This is a genomic window from Lujinxingia sediminis, from assembly GCF_004005565.1.
Taxonomy (GTDB): domain Bacteria; phylum Myxococcota_A; class Bradymonadia; order Bradymonadales; family Bradymonadaceae; genus Lujinxingia; species Lujinxingia sediminis.
The window spans coordinates 211,452-229,801 of the sequence record NZ_SADD01000001.1 but is presented as its reverse complement, the minus strand read 5'-3'; the positions used below and the strand labels follow the sequence as shown (position 1 = coordinate 229,801).

The following is an 18,350-nucleotide window of genomic DNA, read 5'->3' as shown; positions in this document are numbered from 1 at the left end:
CTTCTACTCATACTGAGGTCTTGCATGCGCACGCTCTCACTCTCTTTGAAAGTGGCCCTTCTGGCGCTGGCCCTCTCCGGCTGCGGCGACTGCGCGGACACCGGCGGCCTGACCGGCCCCGACAACGATCGCGATGCCTTTGAAGGCGACACCGAGCTGGATTCGGGCCGCCCCGACGGCGGCGACCTCCCGGACGCTGAAAACGACGCCGGCCAGCCTGATATCACCCCTCAGTGCCCCGCGCTGCAGGTCTGTAACGACGACTGCTGCGGGCCCGATCAGCTCTGCCTGGCCGGTGGCTGCGTCACCCCGGGCGACGCCTGCGAGAACACTCTGGACTGCCCCGAGGGCAACTTCTGCGAGCCCACCCTCGAGCGCTGCCTGCCCGACCTGGGCGACGCCTGCATCTACCAGCCCGAGGGCGACGTCTTTGACCCGGTCGTCGACGTGGCCTGGCAGGCCGATGAAACCACCCCGGAGCCGGAGCATAAGCAGATCATGATGACCCCCGCCGTCGTCGACATCACCGGCGACGGCATCCCCGAGATCATCTTCTCCACATTCAAAAATAGCGCCTACAACGTCGACAGCATCCTGCGGGCAGTCAACGGACGCACCTACGAGCCGGTCTTCGACCTCACCGATCCGGCCGTGCGCGTCTCCGGTGCCTCCTCGCTGGCCGTAGGCGATATTGACCGCGACGGGCGCAACGAGATCGTCGCCGTCCTCAGTGGCGGCCAGGGCCTTATCGCCTTCGATGATCACACCACCGGGTTTACCGAGATGTGGCGCACTCCCGGCTTCTCCATGAGCTGGGACGGTGCCTACCTCGTCGACCTCGACCACGACGGCCGTATTGAAGTCGTCGCCAACAACCGCGTCTTCGACGGCGCCACCGGTGCCGAGCTCTGCAGCAACGCTGAGGTCGGCGCCACGCCCAAGAACGCGATCGTGGCGGACCTCGATGGCACCGGCAACCTGGAGGTGGTCGCGTCCAACGGCGCCTTCAGCTTCAACCGCACCTCCGACACCACCGCCGAATGCCCCACCTTCTGGACCTACAACGACGGCGTCGGCGGCTTCCCCGCCGTGGCTGACTTCGGTCAGGTGATCAACGGCACCTTCGCCTACGGCGACTTCGACGGCCTCCCGGAAGTCGCCATCATCACCGGAAACGTCGCAGCCGCCGTCAAACTCCACGACGGAGTCACCGGAGAGCTGATCTGGACCGCCTCCATGCCCACCGAGGGCCATCCCCACTACTCCACCACCCAGTGCAACACCAACGGTGCCGGTCCCCCCACCATCGCTGACTTCAACGGCGACGGCCTGCCCAACGTCGCCACCGCCGGCGCCTGCTTCTACGTGGTCTTCAACGAGCGCGGAGAGCTGATGTGGAAGCTCCCCTCCCAGGACTTCTCCAGCCGTGTCACCGGATCCTCGGTCTTTGACTTCCAGGGCGACGGCAAAGCCGAGGTCGTCTACGGCGACGAGTGCTTCCTGCGCGTCTACGACGGCGAAGGCAACCCCGACGGCAGCACCGACCTCTTCTTCCAGATCGCCAACACCAGCGGCACCACCCGCGAGCTTCCCGTCATCGTGGACGTCGACGCCGACTACCACGCCGAGATCGTCGTGATCTCCAACGACTACTCCGGCGTCGGCGGTAACTGCGCCCTGAAATGGCCGGGCTTCGAAGATCTTGGCGGCGCCTCCAACGGCGTGCGCGTCATCCGCGACATCGAGAACCGCTGGGTCGCCACGCGCCCCGTCTGGAACCAGCACGCCTACAGCGTCACCAACGTCTGCGATGGTATCGACGACGCCCTCTGCCCGGGCACCGTCAACCGCCCCGGTGCCATCCCCTCCGGACGCATTGACAACTGGAGCCGCGACTACCTCAACAACTACCGCCAGAACGTCCAGGGCGAAGGCCTCTTCAACGCCCCCGATCTCGTCGTCAGCGAGGGAAGTGGCGTCTGCAATGACGATCACCTCACCCTGACCTTCATCGCCGCCAACCAGGGAAGCCGCGGTGTGATCGAAGGCCTCCCCGTCGCTCTCTATCTGGTCGAGGGCGGCCAGGAGACACTCATCGACGTCGTGCTCTCCGACGACCTGCTGGCCCCGGGCGCTCGCCATGAGTTTAACTACGACTGGTACGATGCCCCCATTCAGGCCGGCGACGGTCAGCAGGTGGAAGTCATCGCACGCATCAACGATGACGGCACCGGCCAGCGCAACTTCCGCGAGTGCAACGAGGATAACAACGAGCTGCGAGCTACTGTCGGTTGCAATTGCACCGCCAACGACCAATGCCGGGACGGCTTCTACTGCCTCAACAACGGGGTGTGCGCCCCCATCCCGGGCTGATACCATCGACGAGTTCACCACCGCTGACACCGGCCCCGGAGATGGGGCCGGTGTTTCTATATCTGCGAGGAGAATCACCATGACATCGACGATTGCACCGCGTCCGCTCCGGCCAGCCGACGCCCCCGAGCTCGACCGACTTCAGTGCCTTGCCTACGGAGAAGGCCTCCAGGAGCCCACCGACGCATTGCTCTCAAAGATCGCGCTGGCCCCGGAGTTTTGTTTCGGTGTCCCGGCCGATGAGGACACGGGGCGCCTGGCGGGCTACCTTCTGGCCCACCCCTGGCCCTCGCAGGAAAGCCCCGGGCTGGGTCGTATCCTCACCGAACGTCACCACGACGCTGACGCGCTGCACCTGCATGATGTCGCCGTCGACCCGGCCTGCTCCGGCCGTGGCGTCGCCTCGACGCTCATCGCCTCGCTGGTAGACGCGGCCACTACGCACGGCTTTGAGGTGATCACGCTTGTCGCCGTGCAAGACGCCGCCCCTTTCTGGGAAAAGCAGGGGTTCCGCCCCCTGCGTCCTGCTGAAGGCTACGACGAAGACGCCGTGTTTATGGAGCGTCGACTCTAGTACCTTCGACGCCCTACGCCGTATTGCGCGACCTGCTCACCTCCCCTGGTCCGGCGCCATCTGCCTTTTCTCCGACACGGCCGCACATCATCCCGGCCCGCGTCGCTCGCACGCGAAGCCATGCGGCCGATACGCCTCGGCACCCGCTCGACATTCCCCCCTGAGTACGCGACTCGGCACAAGACCTTCACAAACATAACATTCCAAACATCACTTCTCGCCGGCAAGAAGTGATGTTTGGAACCCCTATATGCACTTCTCGCCAGCGAGATCCGCTACTCGGAACCCCGACCTGGCGTTCTCGCCAGCGAGATCTGCTACTCGGAACCCCGACCTGGCGTTCTCGCCAGCGAGATCTGCTACTCGGAACCCCGACCTGGCGTTCTCGCCAGCGAGATCCGCTACTCGGAACCCCGACCTGGCGTTCTCGCCAGCGAGATCCGCTACTCGGCATCCCCACCTCCACTTCTCGCCAGCACAGAACGCCTACTCGGCCTCGGGGCCTCCACCCTCCGCCCCCGGAGCCCACATCCCGCCATCGAGCTCCGGCCGCCCCACAACCCAGAGCAGCACGTTGGCCACCACCAACACCCCCATCCCCACAACCCCGTTGAGCCCCGTCACCAGCGGAATCGTCCGATCCAGATACAGAAACGAAAACGCAAAGGTCGCATTGAGCGTCCCGTGCATCAGCGCCGCCACCAACACCGAGCCCCCCCTCACCGTCACCCAGCTGAAGAGCGGAGAGAGCAGCACGCACCACAGCGTCATCATCCCTACCCCCAGCACCGGATGCTCCGGGTAATTGTGCCCCTGCAAAATCAATGGCGCATGCCACACCCCCCACACAGCCCCGATCACCAACGCACTCTTCCAGAACCCCATCGGCGCCAGCTCCCGCAACATCAGCCCGCGCCAGCCAGCCTCCTCCCCGAAGGCGAACACCGCGTTGATCGTCGCCCCGGCCACCAACCCCTGAACCAGCTGAATCAACAAAAAGAGCAGCGGCGGAAATTGCGCCAATGCCTGCTCCGCCTTTGCCATCTCATCGGACGGCAACACTCCGCTCAGCGTCTCCAGCATTCCCCCCATGCCCACATCAAACCCCACCCCGGGAATCAGCAGCGCCGCAAAGAGCGCCGCAAATGCCAGCACCACCGGAAGAACCCACCCCACGGCCCACCACCGGTTGAGCTTGAGGCGTATCGCCAGACTCTCCCTCACTCGCCGACCCCCACCACGATCGACCACCATCGCCACGATCGCCGGAATCAACATATAAGGCAGGGCGATGATAAGACTCATCGCCCCGCCGTACTCCACCCCCGCCAGAAACAAGGCTCCGGCCCACCCCCAGCACGCGATGAAGGTCCACGTCAAATAGCGCCTCAGCGCCCCCCCAACCTTCGACTCTGCCCCATCGCCTGCCGCCACAACCTTACTCCTCGTTGGTGTCGATCAACGTGTAGTTGAAGGTCAACAGCACGCTGTTCTGAACCTGAGTCTCATCCAAAAGCTGCGGATCGCTCAGCACCATCAGGCTGTAGGTCAGGCCCATCCAATCCACAATCGCCACCCGCACCTTGCCCGTCATCCCGATGCGCGTCAGCTCAAAGGGGGAGCGGTTCTGATCATCGTTGTTCAAGAAGGGCATCAGCGCTGTGGCTCCCACCCGGTAGTCCACACGCTGTTCCGGGAACTTACCCTCCACACCGATGAAAGCCTCGGCACCGGCCTGGTAGGCGTTGCTCAACTCCACGAGCTCCACGTCGGAGGTTCCACCGTCGTCCTGGACCACGAGCACGCCGGCAGCCAACGCCTCACGTGCACCAAAGCCCACGCGCAACGTGGCGCGAATCGCCTCCTTGCGCACCGGCTCCAGCGCCACACCAACCGACTGGAAGAGGTTGAGCGGCGTCAGCGGATCGGCCACGCGCAGGCGATCGGTGACCTCCCCGTCCACACTCCCATCCTCCCGGCTGATCAGGTAGCCGGTGGGCTCCTCGCTCACGAGCTCCGTCGCAAACCAGCTCGTCTCCGCACTCGCACGCCCGTAAGGCCCGATCCAGTCGTTGAGCAGGTAGTTATAAATGCTCTCGATCTCGAGCTTGTCGTTGTTCTTCACAAACTCCTGAATCACAGGCGTGCGCGCCCAGCTCGTATTGTAGAGCAGCGTATTGCGCCACTGGTGCTTGCCCGAAAAATAGTCGAGCCCACCGTTGACCGCCCCGCCCAGCAAAAAGGACGTCCCCTCGTTCTGACCGATCACATTCTGGTTGGACACCAGGTTAAAGCTGGCTTCCACCCCCAGGCTTCCGCTGAAGCCCTGAGGCTGCTCGTCAACCTCAAGCTGCTCCTGACCCACGTACTTCGGCGCATCGGCATCCTGCGCCATCGCCCCGCTTGCCATCGCCATCACCGACAAACCGGTTCCCAGCGCGACTCCCAACTTCTGCAACTTCAACATCAACGTCTCCACTTCTGGTTTCATAACTTCGACATCAACTCCGGATCGGACCTGCCCGGGACACCCCGCGCCGCCCCTTCCTTTGAGCGGCGTTCGAGGGCCATGTTCAGGGCCAGACCGCGCGCCACCTTAGCCACATCTTCAAAGAGAACAAGCACCCATGCGTCGCGTCGCGTCACCCCACCCCCTCCCCCCGTGGCGACCAGCGATCACGCGATCGACTTAAAGAGATTGGTCACCCGAATCACCGAGAGCGTCTTCCCACTCTCGGCCTGCACAATCTCGACCTCGTGATGGATCAACGTGCGGCTCTTTCGCAGCACTCGCCCCCGCGTCAAGATCACCCCCTCGGTCGCGCTGCGCATATGCGAGCCATTGATCTCGATGCCCACCGGCACCCGCCTTGTCAGGTCGAGCTTCCAGCACGCATGCATGCTCGCCGCCGACTCTCCCAGCAACATGCTGATGCCCCCGTGCAAGAGCCCGAAGGGCTGCAAGGCATGCGGCCCCATGACCATCGAGAGCTCAATGCCCTCGTCGTCCGCGGCAAGAAGCTCCACTCCGTGCACCTCAAGCGCCGTGCCCCGGCGTAGCTCCGGCCACATCGACCGCCAGCTCGCCACACTATGCTCCTCAGACGCGAAACGCATCAAAACCTCAGGCTCAGGCATCACGGCCCTCCTCAAAATAGGCGCGCACCTGCGCCACATCTTCTTGAATTTGCGCGACAAGTGCCGCGGGCGACTCAAACCTCATCTCCGGCCGAACATGGCGGTAAAGCGACAGCGAAACATCTTCGCCATAGAGATCAAGCTCCTCGCCAACCCCCTCCTCCAACACGAAGGTTTCCACCGTGCGCGCCCCGCCCCCGAAGGTTGGCCGCGTGCCAATATTGGTGATCGCCTGCCAGCCCCCATGCGCGTCCCCCACAGCAAGTCGCGTGGCATAAACCCCATCAGGCGGCAGCGCCATCCCCTCGGCCACCGCCAGATTGGCTGTCGGAAACCCCAGCGCGCGCCCCCGCGCCTCCCCGTGAACGACCTCCCCCATCAAACGATGAGGACGGCCCAGTAGTCTGCGCGCCATCTCCAACTCGCCGGCGACCACGCACCCCCGCACCCGTGTCGAGCTGACCACCTCCCCGTCCACCTTCACAAGCGTCGGGACCACCACTTTCAGACCAAAACGCTCCCCCTGCTCTCGCAACAACGCCGTGGTCCCCTCGCGGCGATGACCAAAACGGAAGTCTTCACCGACCACCACCTCCACTGCCCCCAGCCCTTCCACGAGTACCTCTTCAATAAACGCCTGCGGGCGCATCGAGGCCAGCGCCTGATCAAAGCGCAACGCCACCACCGCCTCCACCCCGTAGCTTCCCATCAGCGCATAACGCTGCGGCGAAACACTGAGTTTGGCCGGCGCGGCCTCCGGCCGGAAAAACGCCACCGGATGCGGGTCAAAGGTCATCGCCACAGAGGTCGCCCCCTGCACTGCAGCCTGCGCCTTAACCTGCGCAAAGATGGCCTGATGCCCCAGGTGCATCCCGTCAAAGTTGCCAATCGTCACCACCGAGCGCTTAAGCCCGGCGCCGGCCTCCTCGATCGTCGTATAGACTCGCGTCATCTTCTGCTCATCGGTCGTAGGCAGCCCCTTGTAGGCCGCGAGAACGCGCGGAGTGTAATGATCCCCCCTCCCCCCGACAAGGCCGCCGCTCACAGCCCCGGTTGTCCCGCCCCTGACCTCGCGCTAGGCTGCCTCCCGGATCTTCATCGATGACCCCGTTCCGGGCCTCCCTATGCGCTCTCTGCCCCCTCGCCACCTACTCACCCTGCTGACCGGCCTGGTCGTCCTGGCGCTTTCTGCCCCGGCCAGCGCTGAGAGCGGCGAGTCTTCTAAGGATGATAGCGCCGCGATGATGATGCTCTCTGCGGAGGTGGGTGTCGGTCCTGTCGCCGAAGACCTCTTCCTCAACCTCACCCCGCGACTGACCTTCATCAAACCCCTGCCCGCTCCTCTCTGTGAGAAAGGTGGCAGCTGCTCCGCACTCTTCCATGCCGCGCTGCAGGTCCCGCTACGCCTGCGCCTTGCCGACCGCTCGCCAGAACAAAACACCCTGCTTCGCGAAGAAGACTGGCTGGAACTCTCCGACTACCTGCGCATCATCCGCCGCCTTGAATACGGCACCCTCAACGACCCACTCTATGTACGTCTCGGTGAGCTCGGCGGTGCCTCACTCGGAAACGGCACGATCATCGGCGGCTACTACAACGTCATCACCACCGACCACTACCGCCTGGGCCTGCGCGCCCACCTCGACCTCAAGCGCGCCGGCATTGAACTTCTGACCAACAACCTCGCCAGCCCCAACCTCATAGGGCTGCGCGCCCACCTGCGCCCGACCACATTCATCGAAGACGCCCCCCGTGCGCTCGATCGCCTTCAGCTCGGCGCAACGCTGGTCTCCGACCTCCGCGCTCCGACCGACCTTGAGCGCAACCCCGACGGCAGCGCCCTGGCCGGCCCCACCCGAGAGCCCCTGGTCGAAAGCTCCCAACCCACCACCCTGCTCGGCCTCGATCTACGCTTCAACCTCCTGGAGCGCGCCCGCATCACCCTCACCCCCTACCTCGACCTCAACGCCCACATCGGCCTGGGAAGCGGACTGCACGCAGGCCTGCTCTGGCGCCAGAACATCGCCGACCCCGTCGAGCTCTCCGCGCGCCTCGAGTACCGCCGCCTCTCCGACCGCTACCTCCCCGAATACATCGATCCCCTCTACGAAGTCTCCCGCTTCCAGACCCTCTCCCCCACCGAGCCCGGCCTGGCCGGCCCCAAACTCCGCGTGGCCCGCTCCACCGCGCCCTCCACCCGTCACGGCGCCCAGGCCTGGGTGCAGGCTCGCCTGGCCGGCATCCTCACCCTGAGCGCCGCCTTTGAAGACGCTCAGGGCCCGGGTAACGCGGCCCTGCGCACCCGCGCTGCCCTCCAACTCACAAAGCGCCTGCAACTCGGCGCCTTCTACTACAAAGCCCACCTCGACGGCCCCGCCCACGAAAGCGCCACCGAGGGCCTCTTCGACCTCAACGGCGCACTCACCGTCGCCGAAGGCCGTCTGGGTGTCTGGGGCCCCATCTACGCCCATGCGCAGTACGGCGGACTCTGGCAGCTGCGCGACGACGGCGTCTTTGAAACCGTGCGCCTCTGGAACATCGGCCTGGGTGCCGGCATGAGCTTCTGATGACGCGCCCCCCCTCCTACTGGCGCTCAACCTTTAAACGCGCCCTTCTCTACACCCTGGCCCTGGCCCTGCTCGCCAGCCTCGCACTCGCCATCTGGCTCTCCCAGCTAAGCGCGCGCGCCCACGCCAACCTCCCCCCCCTGCCCGACCTCAACGCCTGGCACCCGGAGCTCCCGACACATAGCTCCACCGCGGACGGCTGGCCCCTCACCTCCCAGCCCCCTCCCCAACCCCTCACCTACGAAGAGCTCCCACCGCTCCTCATCGCCACCGTGCTCGCCGCCGAAGACGAAGACTTCTTCCTGCACCGCGGCTACAACCCCCGCTCCATCGCTCGCGCCGCGCTCGTCAACCTGCGCGCTGGCGGCATCGTGCAAGGCGCGAGCACCATCACTCAGCAGGTCGCCAAACACTTCTTAGACCGGCAGAAAACAACCCACCGCAAGGTCCAGGAACTTCTCTTAGCCCGCCAGCTTGAGGCCCACTACTCCAAACCCGAGATCCTCGCGACCTACCTTCGCAACGTCTACTTCGGTGAACAGGCCTGGGGCATCACCGCTGCAAGCCACCGCTACTTCCGCACAGCCCCCCACGACCTCACCCTGGGCCAGATGGCCATGCTCGCCGGCATCCTGCCCGCCCCCAGCAACTACAACCCGGTGGCCTCCCCCGAGCTCGCCAGGCAGAAGCGAAACCGCGTGCTGCGCCGCCTCCACGAGATTGGCGTCATCGATCAGGACACCTACCAACGCGAAGCCGACGCCCCCCTGCCCCTGGACGCGCTCCTCACACCCGCCCCATCCACCGCCCTGCAACTTCCCGAGGCCGACGCCGACGCCCGCCAGTATCTCGCAAACCACCACCCCGAGCTCGACTGGAACCTGGCAGGCAAACACATCATCACCCCCCATCGCCCCGCCCTCCAGGCCCTGGCGCGCCGGGCGCTGCAACGCGGCGTGGAAGACCACGGCCAACGTCAGGGCTTCCGGGCGCCTCCCGCCCGCCTGAAGCAAAACGCACACACCGGCTCAGCTCCTCCGGCTCCCGCGAACCTCTTTCGTGGAATCAACGCCGGCAATCGGGTAACCCCGGCGCTCGTCCGCGAGGTCGAGCGCGATGGTATCCTCCTTCAAACCCCGCAGACCGACATCTTCATCAACGCCGAGAACCTCCAATGGCTCGGCGGAATCGAGCCTCGCAGCCAGCGCCCTCGCGACCGATACGCCTACCGTAGCCTACTCCACCCCGGCGACCTCGTCGTACTTCGCCGCCCTGGCCCCGATATGCCCTGGCAGCTTTCTGACGCCCCCCCCGCCGAAGGCGCCCTGCTGCTCCTCGACCATATCAGCGGTGACGTCGTCGCCAGCGTGGGCAGCCACCGTATCGATCGCAGCGCCTTTAACCGCGCCACCCGCGCCTGCCGCCAGCCCGGAAGCCTCTTTAAAACCATCCTCTACGCCGAAGCCCTCTCCGGCACATTCACCCTGGCCACCCCCTTACGCGACATCCCCACCACCGTTGAGACCCGTGGGCAACCCCGGGGCTGGCAGCCCCGCAACGCCGACGCCGACTTCAAGGGCACCATCACCGCGCTGAACGCGCTTGTCTTCAGCCGCAACATCCCCGCCCTTCACCTCCTTGAGCGACTCGGAGCCCCTGCCCTCATCGCCCGCGCCCGCAGGATGGGCGTCAGCTCCGAACTCGACCCCACCGCCTCTCTGGCCCTGGGCGCAAGTTGCGTCACACTTCCCGACATCGCCCGCGCCCACGCCAGCGTCGCCCGAGGCGGTCTGAGAGCCTCCACCCGCCAGATCGATCGTATCGTCGACCTGCGTAGCGGCCACATCAACGACCGCGGCCACTTTGCATCCCACTCAGCCCCCGCGCCGGCGCGCCTGGCCCGCATCGCCGCTCCCCTCACCCCTCCCGAGCAGGCCCTGGGCCCCCGCGCCAACGCCCTTCTCCACAGCGCGCTTACCCAGGTCGCCACCCGCGGTACCGCCTCCAAACTCCCCGACGCCTGGCCCCTCATCGCCAAAACCGGCACCACCAACGAGTTCGACGCCTGGATCGCCGCCGCCGATCCCCACCACACCTTCGTTGTCTGGGTCGGCAGCGATAAAAACACAGAGCCCCTGGGCCGCGGCGAACACGGCGGCCGCACCGCGCTTCCGATCCTGGCCGAGCTCTACGCCCACCTCGAAGACCCCACCCTCCAGTGGCCCGAGCGCACCATCGAGCTCGACCCCATCCTCATCGATCCCGACACCGGCCTGCGCGCCCGGCCCGGCGAACCCGGCCAGCCCTACCTCTTTGTACCAGGCACCGCCCCGGGCGAATTCGCCCCGACCCGCGCTTCCCGCCAGATTCTGCGCCTTGACGCGATCCGCTGAGCCTGACCCGGCCTCACTCCTCCACCCGAAACTCAAGAATCCCCTGCGCTTCATCACTCTGCTCCCCGCCCCGGGAGCCCTCCTCAGCTTCGGCACCCGGCGACGCCTTCACCAACGCCTCCCCGTGGACCTTGAGTGTCTCTAACACTGTCTGCGCCTCCCCCAACCGCTCCCCAAACCCACTCTCGGGTTCCTGTACGCTGTACGAGACGATCACCTCACCGCGCTCCCACTGCCATAGCCGCAGCTCGATCGTCTCCCCCTCCACCTCGCCGGCCGCCGAGAGCAACACCCGTGGCCCCTCGTCCTCTGCAGAGACAACCACCTCTGGCGACGATCCCACCACCGAGCTCGCGAACGCTTGTTGGAGCCGACGAACATACTCCTCCCCGCCAAACACCGCCCCTGAGGGATCCACAAGCTCCGTCGTCCACTGCACCAGCGAACCATCCTCGTGGGTCGCAAACCAGCGCACGTGCACCTCATCGCTTTTCTGCACCGTCCACCCCTCAAACGCCGCCAGCGACATCTGCCAGCCCGCCGCCGGATCGATCCACGTGGAGCCCTCCAACGTCGCATCCTGCGCGGCCTCAACGTAGCGCTCATAGGTCGTGGGAACGAACGACATCGGCGCCGGTTCTTCAGGCAAGAACGCCACCGCAGCCCCGGCCAGCGCCTTGACCTCATCGTCGAGAATCTGCGGATCCTGGGCCCTCTCATAGCTCGTCAGCGCCACATTAAGCCCCTGCACCGCCACGCGCATCCGCCCCGAACGCGCCTCACTCCCCAGCCGGGCCAGCAACGCCCGCTCCATCGCGCCGGCCACCTGCCGGGCTTCGTGCGGTGTACGCCAGGCCGTCAGCCACACCAGGGCCTGGCCCGCCTCACCCGGCCCCTCATAAACCCGGTAGCTATCGGCCAGCCACGCCCCGAAGATCGAGCGCGCCTCATGCGCCGGAAGAACCTCCTCAAGCCACACACTCGTCAGAAGCGGCCCCACCTCCCCACGGGCAACCTCCTCCCAACGCCGAGCCTTTTGCACCTCCTCAAACATCTCGGGCCACTGCCAGGTCGCCACCCCGTCGCCGGCCAACCACCGATCCGGTCGCACCACCTCCACGCTCCGCACCGCCCCCTCCACCCGCCCCCACTCCACCCCCGCCCAGCCCCGGGCACGGTAGAGCGCAGCGCCCAGCGCCAACGCCTCTCGTGTCACCGCCGCGCCCAGACCATCGCCCTCCCCTCGAAGCAACGGCCCCACACCCTCGACCCGCTCCACCAGATCGGGGCGCCGCGCCATCAGCGCTGCATCCACCTTCATCTCCTGAGCCTGTGCCTGCGCCAGCGTCGCCGCAAACATCGGCCCGGCCCCCAGCACAACCTCGCGCGCAAGCCAGCCGTCCACCGTCTGAGCCTGCGCCATCGCCCCGAACACCTCCTTCTCCAGCGCCCGACTCGCGGCCACCGCCGCCGCCCACCGCGACGACGCCCCCTGCCCCACCTGACGCACACGCACCCCCTCTTCCAAAAATTCGGCCGAGGCCCGCATTCGGCTCACGTCCCCATGCAGCCTCAACGCCTCCGCATCCCCATAAAGACCGACGGCGAGCCGCGCTCGCTCTGTTTCGACCGCCTCTGGCAGACGTGCCGCCCCGAGCGTCTCCGCCTCCTCGATCGTCACCGGAACCTCAAAGGCGCGATCGCGCAGCGCTGCGGCCTGCCGCACCACCTCCTCACGATCGCTACCTGCTACGTCAACCTCGGCGCTCTGCGCCTCCCCCTCGCCACCCTCCGAGCTGCGTGGCGTCTCGCAAGCGCAGAGCCCCGCCATCACCAACGCCGCCACCATCTCTGTCGTCTTCAACTGCATCGCGACTCCCTCAACGTCTTCTCCGACTTCCTCGTCGACTTCCCCGCCATGGTGAACCACCATCCCCTCCGGGTCAAAACATCCCTCTCTCTGGCATCGTGAGCCAGCTGCCATTACACTCATCATCCCCGCCACACGCCTACCTGCAGGGATTCACCTTGAGCGCAACGTCACCTACCGAACTTCCCTTTCTCCTCTGGCGCACCCACCGCAGCCCCGACGGCCAGCGCTTCCCCGAGGTCATCGCTACCGACGGCCACACGATCTGTCGCGTCGGAACCCTCGACCGTCAGATCTACCTGCAGCGCTTCGAGGCCAGAGACGCCGCGCAGAATCTCGTCCAGCGCATCGAGGCGGGCCTCACCCGCCAACACGCCGTCATCGGCTACTCCATGATGCAGGACGATGACCCGGTGGCCATCCGCGTCACAGGAAGCCCCGAGGATCCTGGCTGGCTTGCATTTCCCGACCGCGGCGCGCTGCCTCCCGAACTTCGCCCCCCCGATGCCCGCACCACTCTGCCCGCACTTGCTCGCGATCTTCCCCAACGACGCCTGGTCGCCGGCGCCTCCACCCGTCGCGGCCACACCAGCCTGACCCTGCTCTGCGCCATCGAAGAGCGCGGCACCGCCTCCACACTCGCCATCCTCCCTCACCTCACCGCCATCTCGCTCGTCGCCACTCGCCCTGACGCCGGCGCTCCGGCCGAACTCGCCCTGGGGCGCCGCCCGCCTCAACCCTCCACCCGCAACCGCGCCAGCGCCCACCGCCTCGACCTGAGCTTCGAGCTCCCCAACCTCCCCGCCACAGAGCTCCTCGCCGCCCCCTCGGTGCGCTTCTGGCTTCGCCTGGAACTCAGCTCCGACCTCCTCTGCCTGCCCGCGCGTTGGCGAACCTTCGATCTCGAAATTCGCCCCGACAGACGCCCCTGAACCCCAAACTTGCCCCTCCCGCCACCGTGGTGCTACACCCCGCCTTGCTAAACGTTTTGCGGCGCTTAGCTTCGGCCCGCTTTCCCAATCCCGCACCGGCCTCGACGTCCGCGCCGCTCACCCCCTCGCCCTCCCGACGACGGAGCCTTCATGAACGCCGAGATCTTCCGCGCCTACGACATACGTGGCATCGCCGACACCGATCTAAACGACGACCTCGTCTGCGACATCGGACGTGCTTTTGCCACCATGGTCACCCGACGCACGCAAAGCGCCCCGCGCATCGGCATCGGCCGCGATGCGCGCCGCTCCTCCGACCGCATCTTCGATGCACTGCAGCGCGGCATGCGCGAGGCCGGCGCCCACGTCGTCAGCCTGGGCGTGGTACCCACCCCGCTCGTCTACTTCGCCGCAGTCACCTCCGAGTTCCACGGCGCGGTCCAGATCACCGGCAGCCACAACCCCGGTGAGTACAACGGCTTCAAAATGATGATCGGCAAAGAAACCCTCCATGGAGAAACCATCCAGGAGCTGCGCCGCCTCATCGAAGCTCGCGACTTCTCCTCCGGCGACGACTTGAGCTGCTCGGCCATGCCCAATCTTCGCAAGACCTACATCGAGTGGGTCCGCGACAACATCACCATGGGCTCGCGCAAACTCCACATCGCCGTCGACTCCGGCAACGGCGTCGCCGGTATCATCGCCCCCGAACTTCTGCGCGACGCCATTAACGCCCGCGTCGAAGAGCTCTACTCCGAGCCCGACGGCTCCTTCCCCAACCACCACCCCGATCCCACCGTCCCCGAGAACCTCGTCGACCTCATTGAGCGCGTCAAAACGCTCGGCTGCGACTTCGGTGTTGCCTACGACGGCGACGGTGACCGCATCGGCGTCGTCGACGAAAAGGGCCAGATCATCTGGGGCGACCGCCTCATGATCCTCTTTGCCCGCCAGGTCCTCAAGAACAACCCTGGTGCTACGATTATCGGCGAGGTCAAATGCTCCCAGACCCTCTTCGACGATATTAGGGCGCATGGGGGAGAGCCGGTGATGGCGCGCGTCGGCCACAGCCTCATCAAAGCCAAGATCCAGGAGACCAACGCACACCTGGCCGGTGAGATGAGCGGCCATATCTTCTTCAACGATCGCTTCTTCGGATTTGACGACGCGCTCTACGCCACCTGCCGCCTGGCCGAAATCCTCTCCAACACCGACAAGACCTTAAGCGAGCTTCTGGCCGACGTCCCCCAGACCCACGTCACTCCCGAGATCCGCCGCGACTGCTCCGAGCAGCTCAAATTCCGTGTCCCGGGCCTGGTCGCTCAGCACTTCGCCGCCGACTTTGAGACCAACACCATCGACGGCGTTCGCGTCAAATTCCCCCAGGGCTGGGGCCTGGTGCGCGCCAGCAACACCCAGCCTGTGCTCGTGATGCGTGCCGAGGGCAGCTCCCCCGAAACCCGCGACGCCTACCTCAAGCTCCTCGACGATGCCGTCGCCGAAGCCAAGCGGCAGCTCTCCCAGTAAGCCAAACTCGGCATCATAAAAACACAACGAGCCTCCCGGCAGACCCGGGAGGCTCGTTGTGTTTTACAAGGTAGCTCCCCTTAAATCGCCCTCAACGACCTCAAACGCGCCAGGGTGCGGTGCGTTCCTCGCGCAACTTCACCAGCAGCGCAGCAAAGCCCTGAACCAGCTCGTGCAACTCCCCGCTCCCTGCTACCTGCCTCAACATCTTCAAGGGCAGAGTCGGCAGGACTTTCAGCGCCATTCCGGTGTTTCCGAAGGAATTACGCGCCAGCGCCTCCCGCACCTCCAGACGTCGCCACCACACCGGATGCCGGGCCACTTCCCACAAGAGATCGGGCATCGTCGGTCGACGGGCTGCAATCACCAGCACATCGCGCGTACGGGTATGCGGATTCGCCAGGAGCTTGCCGATCACAAGGGGGCTCGGATCCATCACCAGACGCTCCAGAAGACGACGATCCTGACCGGCCGCCATCATCCGCCGCTCCCCCAGCGTGATCTCCCGATCAAGCGGCAGCCGAACCTCCGGCAACCTCCGCCCACTGGCCAACGCTCGCACCGGCGGGGCGTCTCGCAAGAGCGCGATCACCGACTCGCGCTCCGCTTTATACGCCGCTTCAAAGAGCGCCTTCAACGTCGCGTAGTGCGTATCTACATCGACGGTCACCAGCCAGAAGGACGCGGCCAGCATCGCCTCCATCGCGTCCGCATCTCCCCAGAGCGCCCCGCGAATCAGCTGATCGAGGCACCATACGGCCTCTTCAGCCTCCAGGGCCTCCAGCCGCTCGGCCAGCGCGGCGGCCCGCATCGGAATCTCCGGCAGACCCACCGCGTGCCGCACCATCGCCTCATAGGCCGACGCCAGCGGATCGGGCACCGCGTCTCGGGCCGCACGCATTGCGGCTCCGGAATCATCGTCCTGCGAGGAGTCCGACATCACTCACTCGCCGGCAGCCACCGGCGCGCCACCACCGGCCTGGTCCGCGACGGAGACTTTCAGCCCAAAGCTGCCACCGTCGAGCACCGTCTGCGGCACCTCATCGATGACCAACGTAAAGGGCACCACGCTCTTCGGGCTCACCGACTGACCGCCACCGGCAACCAGCCCCTGCGCATCCGCCACGCTCTTCTGACCGGCGATCTCAGCGGCGCTCACGTCCATCCCGGCAACGCCGCTGACCTCACGAAGTGGGCGCCCCTCCGCGCTGCTCACCGTCGCGCGAAGTTTCACATTATGAAATGACTCCTCGGCGTAGCTGCGCACAAAGCCGCGCACCACCAGCACCTTATCGCTGCGCCCCACATCCACCAGCTGGCCGTAGACGCTCTCCGCAACCAGCGGCTCCTCGGGCGCCTGAATGATCGTGGTCTGCGTGGGCTTTGCCCACGCTTCCCTCGGCGAGTACTCACCATCGCCAAAGGCCACCTCGATCATTTGACCGAACTGCTTGAAGTCTAAAAACCCGCCGTTGAGCGCCGCCACCGTTCCCAGAAAGCCCATCGCAACCAGGCACACCAGCAAGAGCAGCATCACCACCTTCGAGCCCCCACTTCCACCGATGCGATGCGGCTCCAGATCGTCGATGCCATCAAAACTCGCCGGTGCCACAGCCACACGCGCCGGCGCAGCAGCAGCCGAAGCTGCCCCGGCCGGAGCTGCCCCACGCGCGACCGGAGCGCCCGGGCGACGGGCTCCCGCCGGAGGTCCTCCCGCGCTCGGCCCTGCCGGGGCCGCCGGCGACTCCACCTTGCCGGTGTTCGGATCAAAATACGGCCCGTCCTCCCCGAACGAGTCATCCACAAAGTCTGATGGATCGCCAAAGGCCGAGGTGCCCTGTCCCAGCATCGGCTCCTCGTCCTCGAGTGCCGCCGCCGCAGCTGTCGGAGGCGCTCCGGCCACCTTCACCCCCGGCGGCGGTCCGAACTTCGCCGCAGGCGTCGCTGCCGCGCTCTCCTCCATCTCCTCGGCCTCCGAGGACTCGTCAAATGCCCCCTCAAACGCATCATCCCCCACCTTCGCGCTCGCACTCTTGGGCTTGAGACTCAACCCCGCGCTCGGAAAAGGATTGGCACTGGATGAACCACCCAGGCTCAATCCGCCTTTCGACGGCAACTTCAGCTTCTTCTCTCCCGCATCTTCCGACGATGTCACCTCAGCGCCCTCCTCAGCATTATCTTCGTCCTGATAATAGATCTCCACATCGTCGCCCTCCCCCGCGCGCACGCGGAAGACGTGGCTGCAACGAGAGCAGCGCAACTTGACGCCCTTCTCGCTAACCCGCTCGTCGGGGAGGTTGAATCCTGTCGAACACTCGGGACACCGGATGATCATCGACTCGCCTCGGTTTCTCGTTTTATCTTGCGGACTTAGGCCCCAGAACCGGCCCCCAACCTAGCGCGAAACCCTCGCGCCACCAAGCCCCTTATCTCACCCTACTTCGAGCTCTCATGCTCCTGCACGACCATCGTCTCCAGGCGCATCAGACGCTCTTCGAGCTCCTCGACCGTCTCTTTGAGCTCGTCAATCTCACGCTGCATCTCGGGAAGGTGCGTGAGCTGATCGACCGCATCACGAAAACGATCGTCGAGCCTACGCTGCATATCGTCGATCGAGCGCTGCGTCCCGTCTACAAACTCACGGATCGCCTTGCCCCCCTCCTCCAACGCCTCGGCCCGACGCTTAAACTCATCGCGAAACTGCGTCACAGGCCACTGCAGCCGGGCAAAAAACTCCTCCCCGGACTGAATGATCCCCCGCAACACCGAGACTGGAAACGCCGGGTTGGAGCGCTGCTGATCGAGCACGATATGCGCCAGCGTCGCGCTGGTAATATCCTCCCCCGTGGAGTTGTCGATGATGCGCACATCCTCCCCCTCTCGAACCATCTCTTCGATGTTCTCCAGGGTGATGTACGTGCTCGATTCGGTATCGTAGAGCTTTCGGTTCGCGTAACGCTTTACGAGCTTTGGCAT

General features: G+C 65.6%; 14 protein-coding genes. 6 read left to right on the top strand and 8 right to left on the bottom strand.

What is annotated here, in order from left to right; genetic code table 11:
- Nucleotides 1–24 precede the first annotated feature (24 nt).
- Entirely contained in the window at nt 25–2,373 is a 2,349-nt protein-coding gene (locus EA187_RS20240) for an FG-GAP repeat domain-containing protein (protein ID WP_164855878.1), read from the top strand.
- A 79-nt stretch (nt 2,374–2,452) separates the two neighbouring features.
- A complete protein-coding gene (locus tag EA187_RS20235; protein ID WP_164855877.1) occupies nt 2,453–2,947 on the top strand; it encodes a GNAT family N-acetyltransferase in 495 nt (164 codons plus the stop codon).
- Between the two features lie 486 nt (nt 2,948–3,433).
- Here EA187_RS20235 and EA187_RS00905 read toward each other — a convergent pair whose 3' ends face one another.
- The 4 genes from EA187_RS00905 to EA187_RS00890 all read right to left on the bottom strand — a co-directional run bounded on the left by EA187_RS00905 (nt 3,434) and on the right by EA187_RS00890 (nt 7,037).
- Entirely contained in the window at nt 3,434–4,327 is an 894-nt protein-coding gene (locus EA187_RS00905; RefSeq protein ID WP_164855876.1) for a CPBP family intramembrane glutamic endopeptidase, read from the bottom strand.
- 58 nt (nt 4,328–4,385) lie between these two features.
- Entirely contained in the window at nt 4,386–5,438 is a 1,053-nt protein-coding gene (locus EA187_RS00900) for a DUF3078 domain-containing protein (protein WP_127778868.1), read from the bottom strand.
- Between the two features lie 185 nt (nt 5,439–5,623).
- Nucleotides 5,624–6,085, bottom strand: coding sequence for a PaaI family thioesterase (locus EA187_RS00895; protein ID WP_164855875.1), 462 nt, complete (start codon nt 6,083–6,085; stop codon nt 5,624–5,626).
- The gene (locus EA187_RS00890) at nt 6,078–7,037 is read right to left on the bottom strand and encodes a bifunctional riboflavin kinase/FAD synthetase (protein WP_127778867.1); all 960 of its coding nucleotides are present in this window, start codon (nt 7,035–7,037) and stop codon (nt 6,078–6,080) included. The genes EA187_RS00895 and EA187_RS00890 overlap by 8 nt, the downstream gene beginning before the upstream one ends.
- A gap of 172 nt (nt 7,038–7,209) precedes the next feature.
- Here EA187_RS00890 and EA187_RS00885 point away from each other — a divergent pair, with 172 nt between their 5' ends.
- A complete protein-coding gene (locus tag EA187_RS00885) occupies nt 7,210–8,652 on the top strand; it encodes a hypothetical protein (RefSeq protein WP_127778866.1) in 1,443 nt (480 codons plus the stop codon).
- Nucleotides 8,652–11,045: a transglycosylase domain-containing protein gene (locus EA187_RS00880; protein WP_127778865.1), complete on the top strand. Its 2,394-nt coding sequence runs from the start codon at nt 8,652–8,654 to the stop codon at nt 11,043–11,045. Before EA187_RS00885 ends, EA187_RS00880 begins: the two co-directional genes overlap by 1 nt.
- A gap of 13 nt (nt 11,046–11,058) precedes the next feature.
- Here the strand turns inward: EA187_RS00880 and EA187_RS00875 are convergent, their stop codons facing one another.
- Entirely contained in the window at nt 11,059–12,915 is a 1,857-nt protein-coding gene (locus tag EA187_RS00875; RefSeq protein WP_127778864.1) for a hypothetical protein, read from the bottom strand.
- A 158-nt stretch (nt 12,916–13,073) separates the two neighbouring features.
- On the opposite strand from EA187_RS00875, the gene EA187_RS00870 reads away from it, so the two are divergent.
- Together EA187_RS00870 and EA187_RS00865 are read left to right on the top strand one after the other, a co-directional pair.
- Nucleotides 13,074–13,847 (top strand): hypothetical protein, encoded by a 774-nt coding sequence (locus EA187_RS00870; protein WP_127778863.1) that lies wholly within the window; start codon nt 13,074–13,076, stop codon nt 13,845–13,847.
- A gap of 150 nt (nt 13,848–13,997) precedes the next feature.
- Entirely contained in the window at nt 13,998–15,374 is a 1,377-nt protein-coding gene (locus tag EA187_RS00865; RefSeq protein ID WP_115603382.1) for a phosphomannomutase/phosphoglucomutase, read from the top strand.
- A gap of 100 nt (nt 15,375–15,474) precedes the next feature.
- Here the strand turns inward: EA187_RS00865 and EA187_RS00860 are convergent, their stop codons facing one another.
- The 3 genes from EA187_RS00860 to EA187_RS00850 all read right to left on the bottom strand — a co-directional run bounded on the left by EA187_RS00860 (nt 15,475) and on the right by EA187_RS00850 (nt 18,350).
- Nucleotides 15,475–16,314, bottom strand: coding sequence for a hypothetical protein (locus tag EA187_RS00860; RefSeq protein ID WP_127778862.1), 840 nt, complete (start codon nt 16,312–16,314; stop codon nt 15,475–15,477).
- Nucleotides 16,315–16,317: 3 nt separating this feature from the next.
- Nucleotides 16,318–17,709: a zinc-ribbon domain-containing protein gene (locus EA187_RS00855; RefSeq protein WP_115603384.1), complete on the bottom strand. Its 1,392-nt coding sequence runs from the start codon at nt 17,707–17,709 to the stop codon at nt 16,318–16,320.
- Nucleotides 17,710–17,810: 101 nt separating this feature from the next.
- Nucleotides 17,811–18,350, bottom strand: a complete 540-nt coding sequence (locus tag EA187_RS00850; protein WP_127778861.1) for a polyhydroxyalkanoate synthesis regulator DNA-binding domain-containing protein — start codon at nt 18,348–18,350, stop codon at nt 17,811–17,813.

Excerpts from the sequence above, each read along its gene's own strand:
- EA187_RS20240 (WP_164855878.1), top strand. The coding sequence starts at position 25 with ATGCGCACGCTCTCACTCTCTTTGAAAGTGGCCCTTCTGGCGCTGGCC.
- EA187_RS20235 (WP_164855877.1), top strand. The coding sequence starts at position 2,453 with ATGACATCGACGATTGCACCGCGTCCGCTCCGGCCAGCCGACGCCCCC.
- EA187_RS00900 (WP_127778868.1), bottom strand. The coding sequence starts at position 5,438 with ATGAAACCAGAAGTGGAGACGTTGATGTTGAAGTTGCAGAAGTTGGGA.
- EA187_RS00895 (WP_164855875.1), bottom strand. The coding sequence starts at position 6,085 with ATGCCTGAGCCTGAGGTTTTGATGCGTTTCGCGTCTGAGGAGCATAGT.
- EA187_RS00890 (WP_127778867.1), bottom strand. The coding sequence starts at position 7,037 with ATGACGCGAGTCTATACGACGATCGAGGAGGCCGGCGCCGGGCTTAAG.
- EA187_RS00885 (WP_127778866.1), top strand. The coding sequence starts at position 7,210 with ATGCGCTCTCTGCCCCCTCGCCACCTACTCACCCTGCTGACCGGCCTG.
- EA187_RS00880 (WP_127778865.1), top strand. The coding sequence starts at position 8,652 with ATGACGCGCCCCCCCTCCTACTGGCGCTCAACCTTTAAACGCGCCCTT.
- EA187_RS00875 (WP_127778864.1), bottom strand. The coding sequence starts at position 12,915 with ATGCAGTTGAAGACGACAGAGATGGTGGCGGCGTTGGTGATGGCGGGG.
- EA187_RS00865 (WP_115603382.1), top strand. The coding sequence starts at position 13,998 with ATGAACGCCGAGATCTTCCGCGCCTACGACATACGTGGCATCGCCGAC.
- EA187_RS00860 (WP_127778862.1), bottom strand. The coding sequence starts at position 16,314 with ATGTCGGACTCCTCGCAGGACGATGATTCCGGAGCCGCAATGCGTGCG.
- EA187_RS00855 (WP_115603384.1), bottom strand. The coding sequence starts at position 17,709 with ATGATCATCCGGTGTCCCGAGTGTTCGACAGGATTCAACCTCCCCGAC.
- EA187_RS00850 (WP_127778861.1), bottom strand. The coding sequence starts at position 18,350 with ATGCCAAAGCTCGTAAAGCGTTACGCGAACCGAAAGCTCTACGATACC.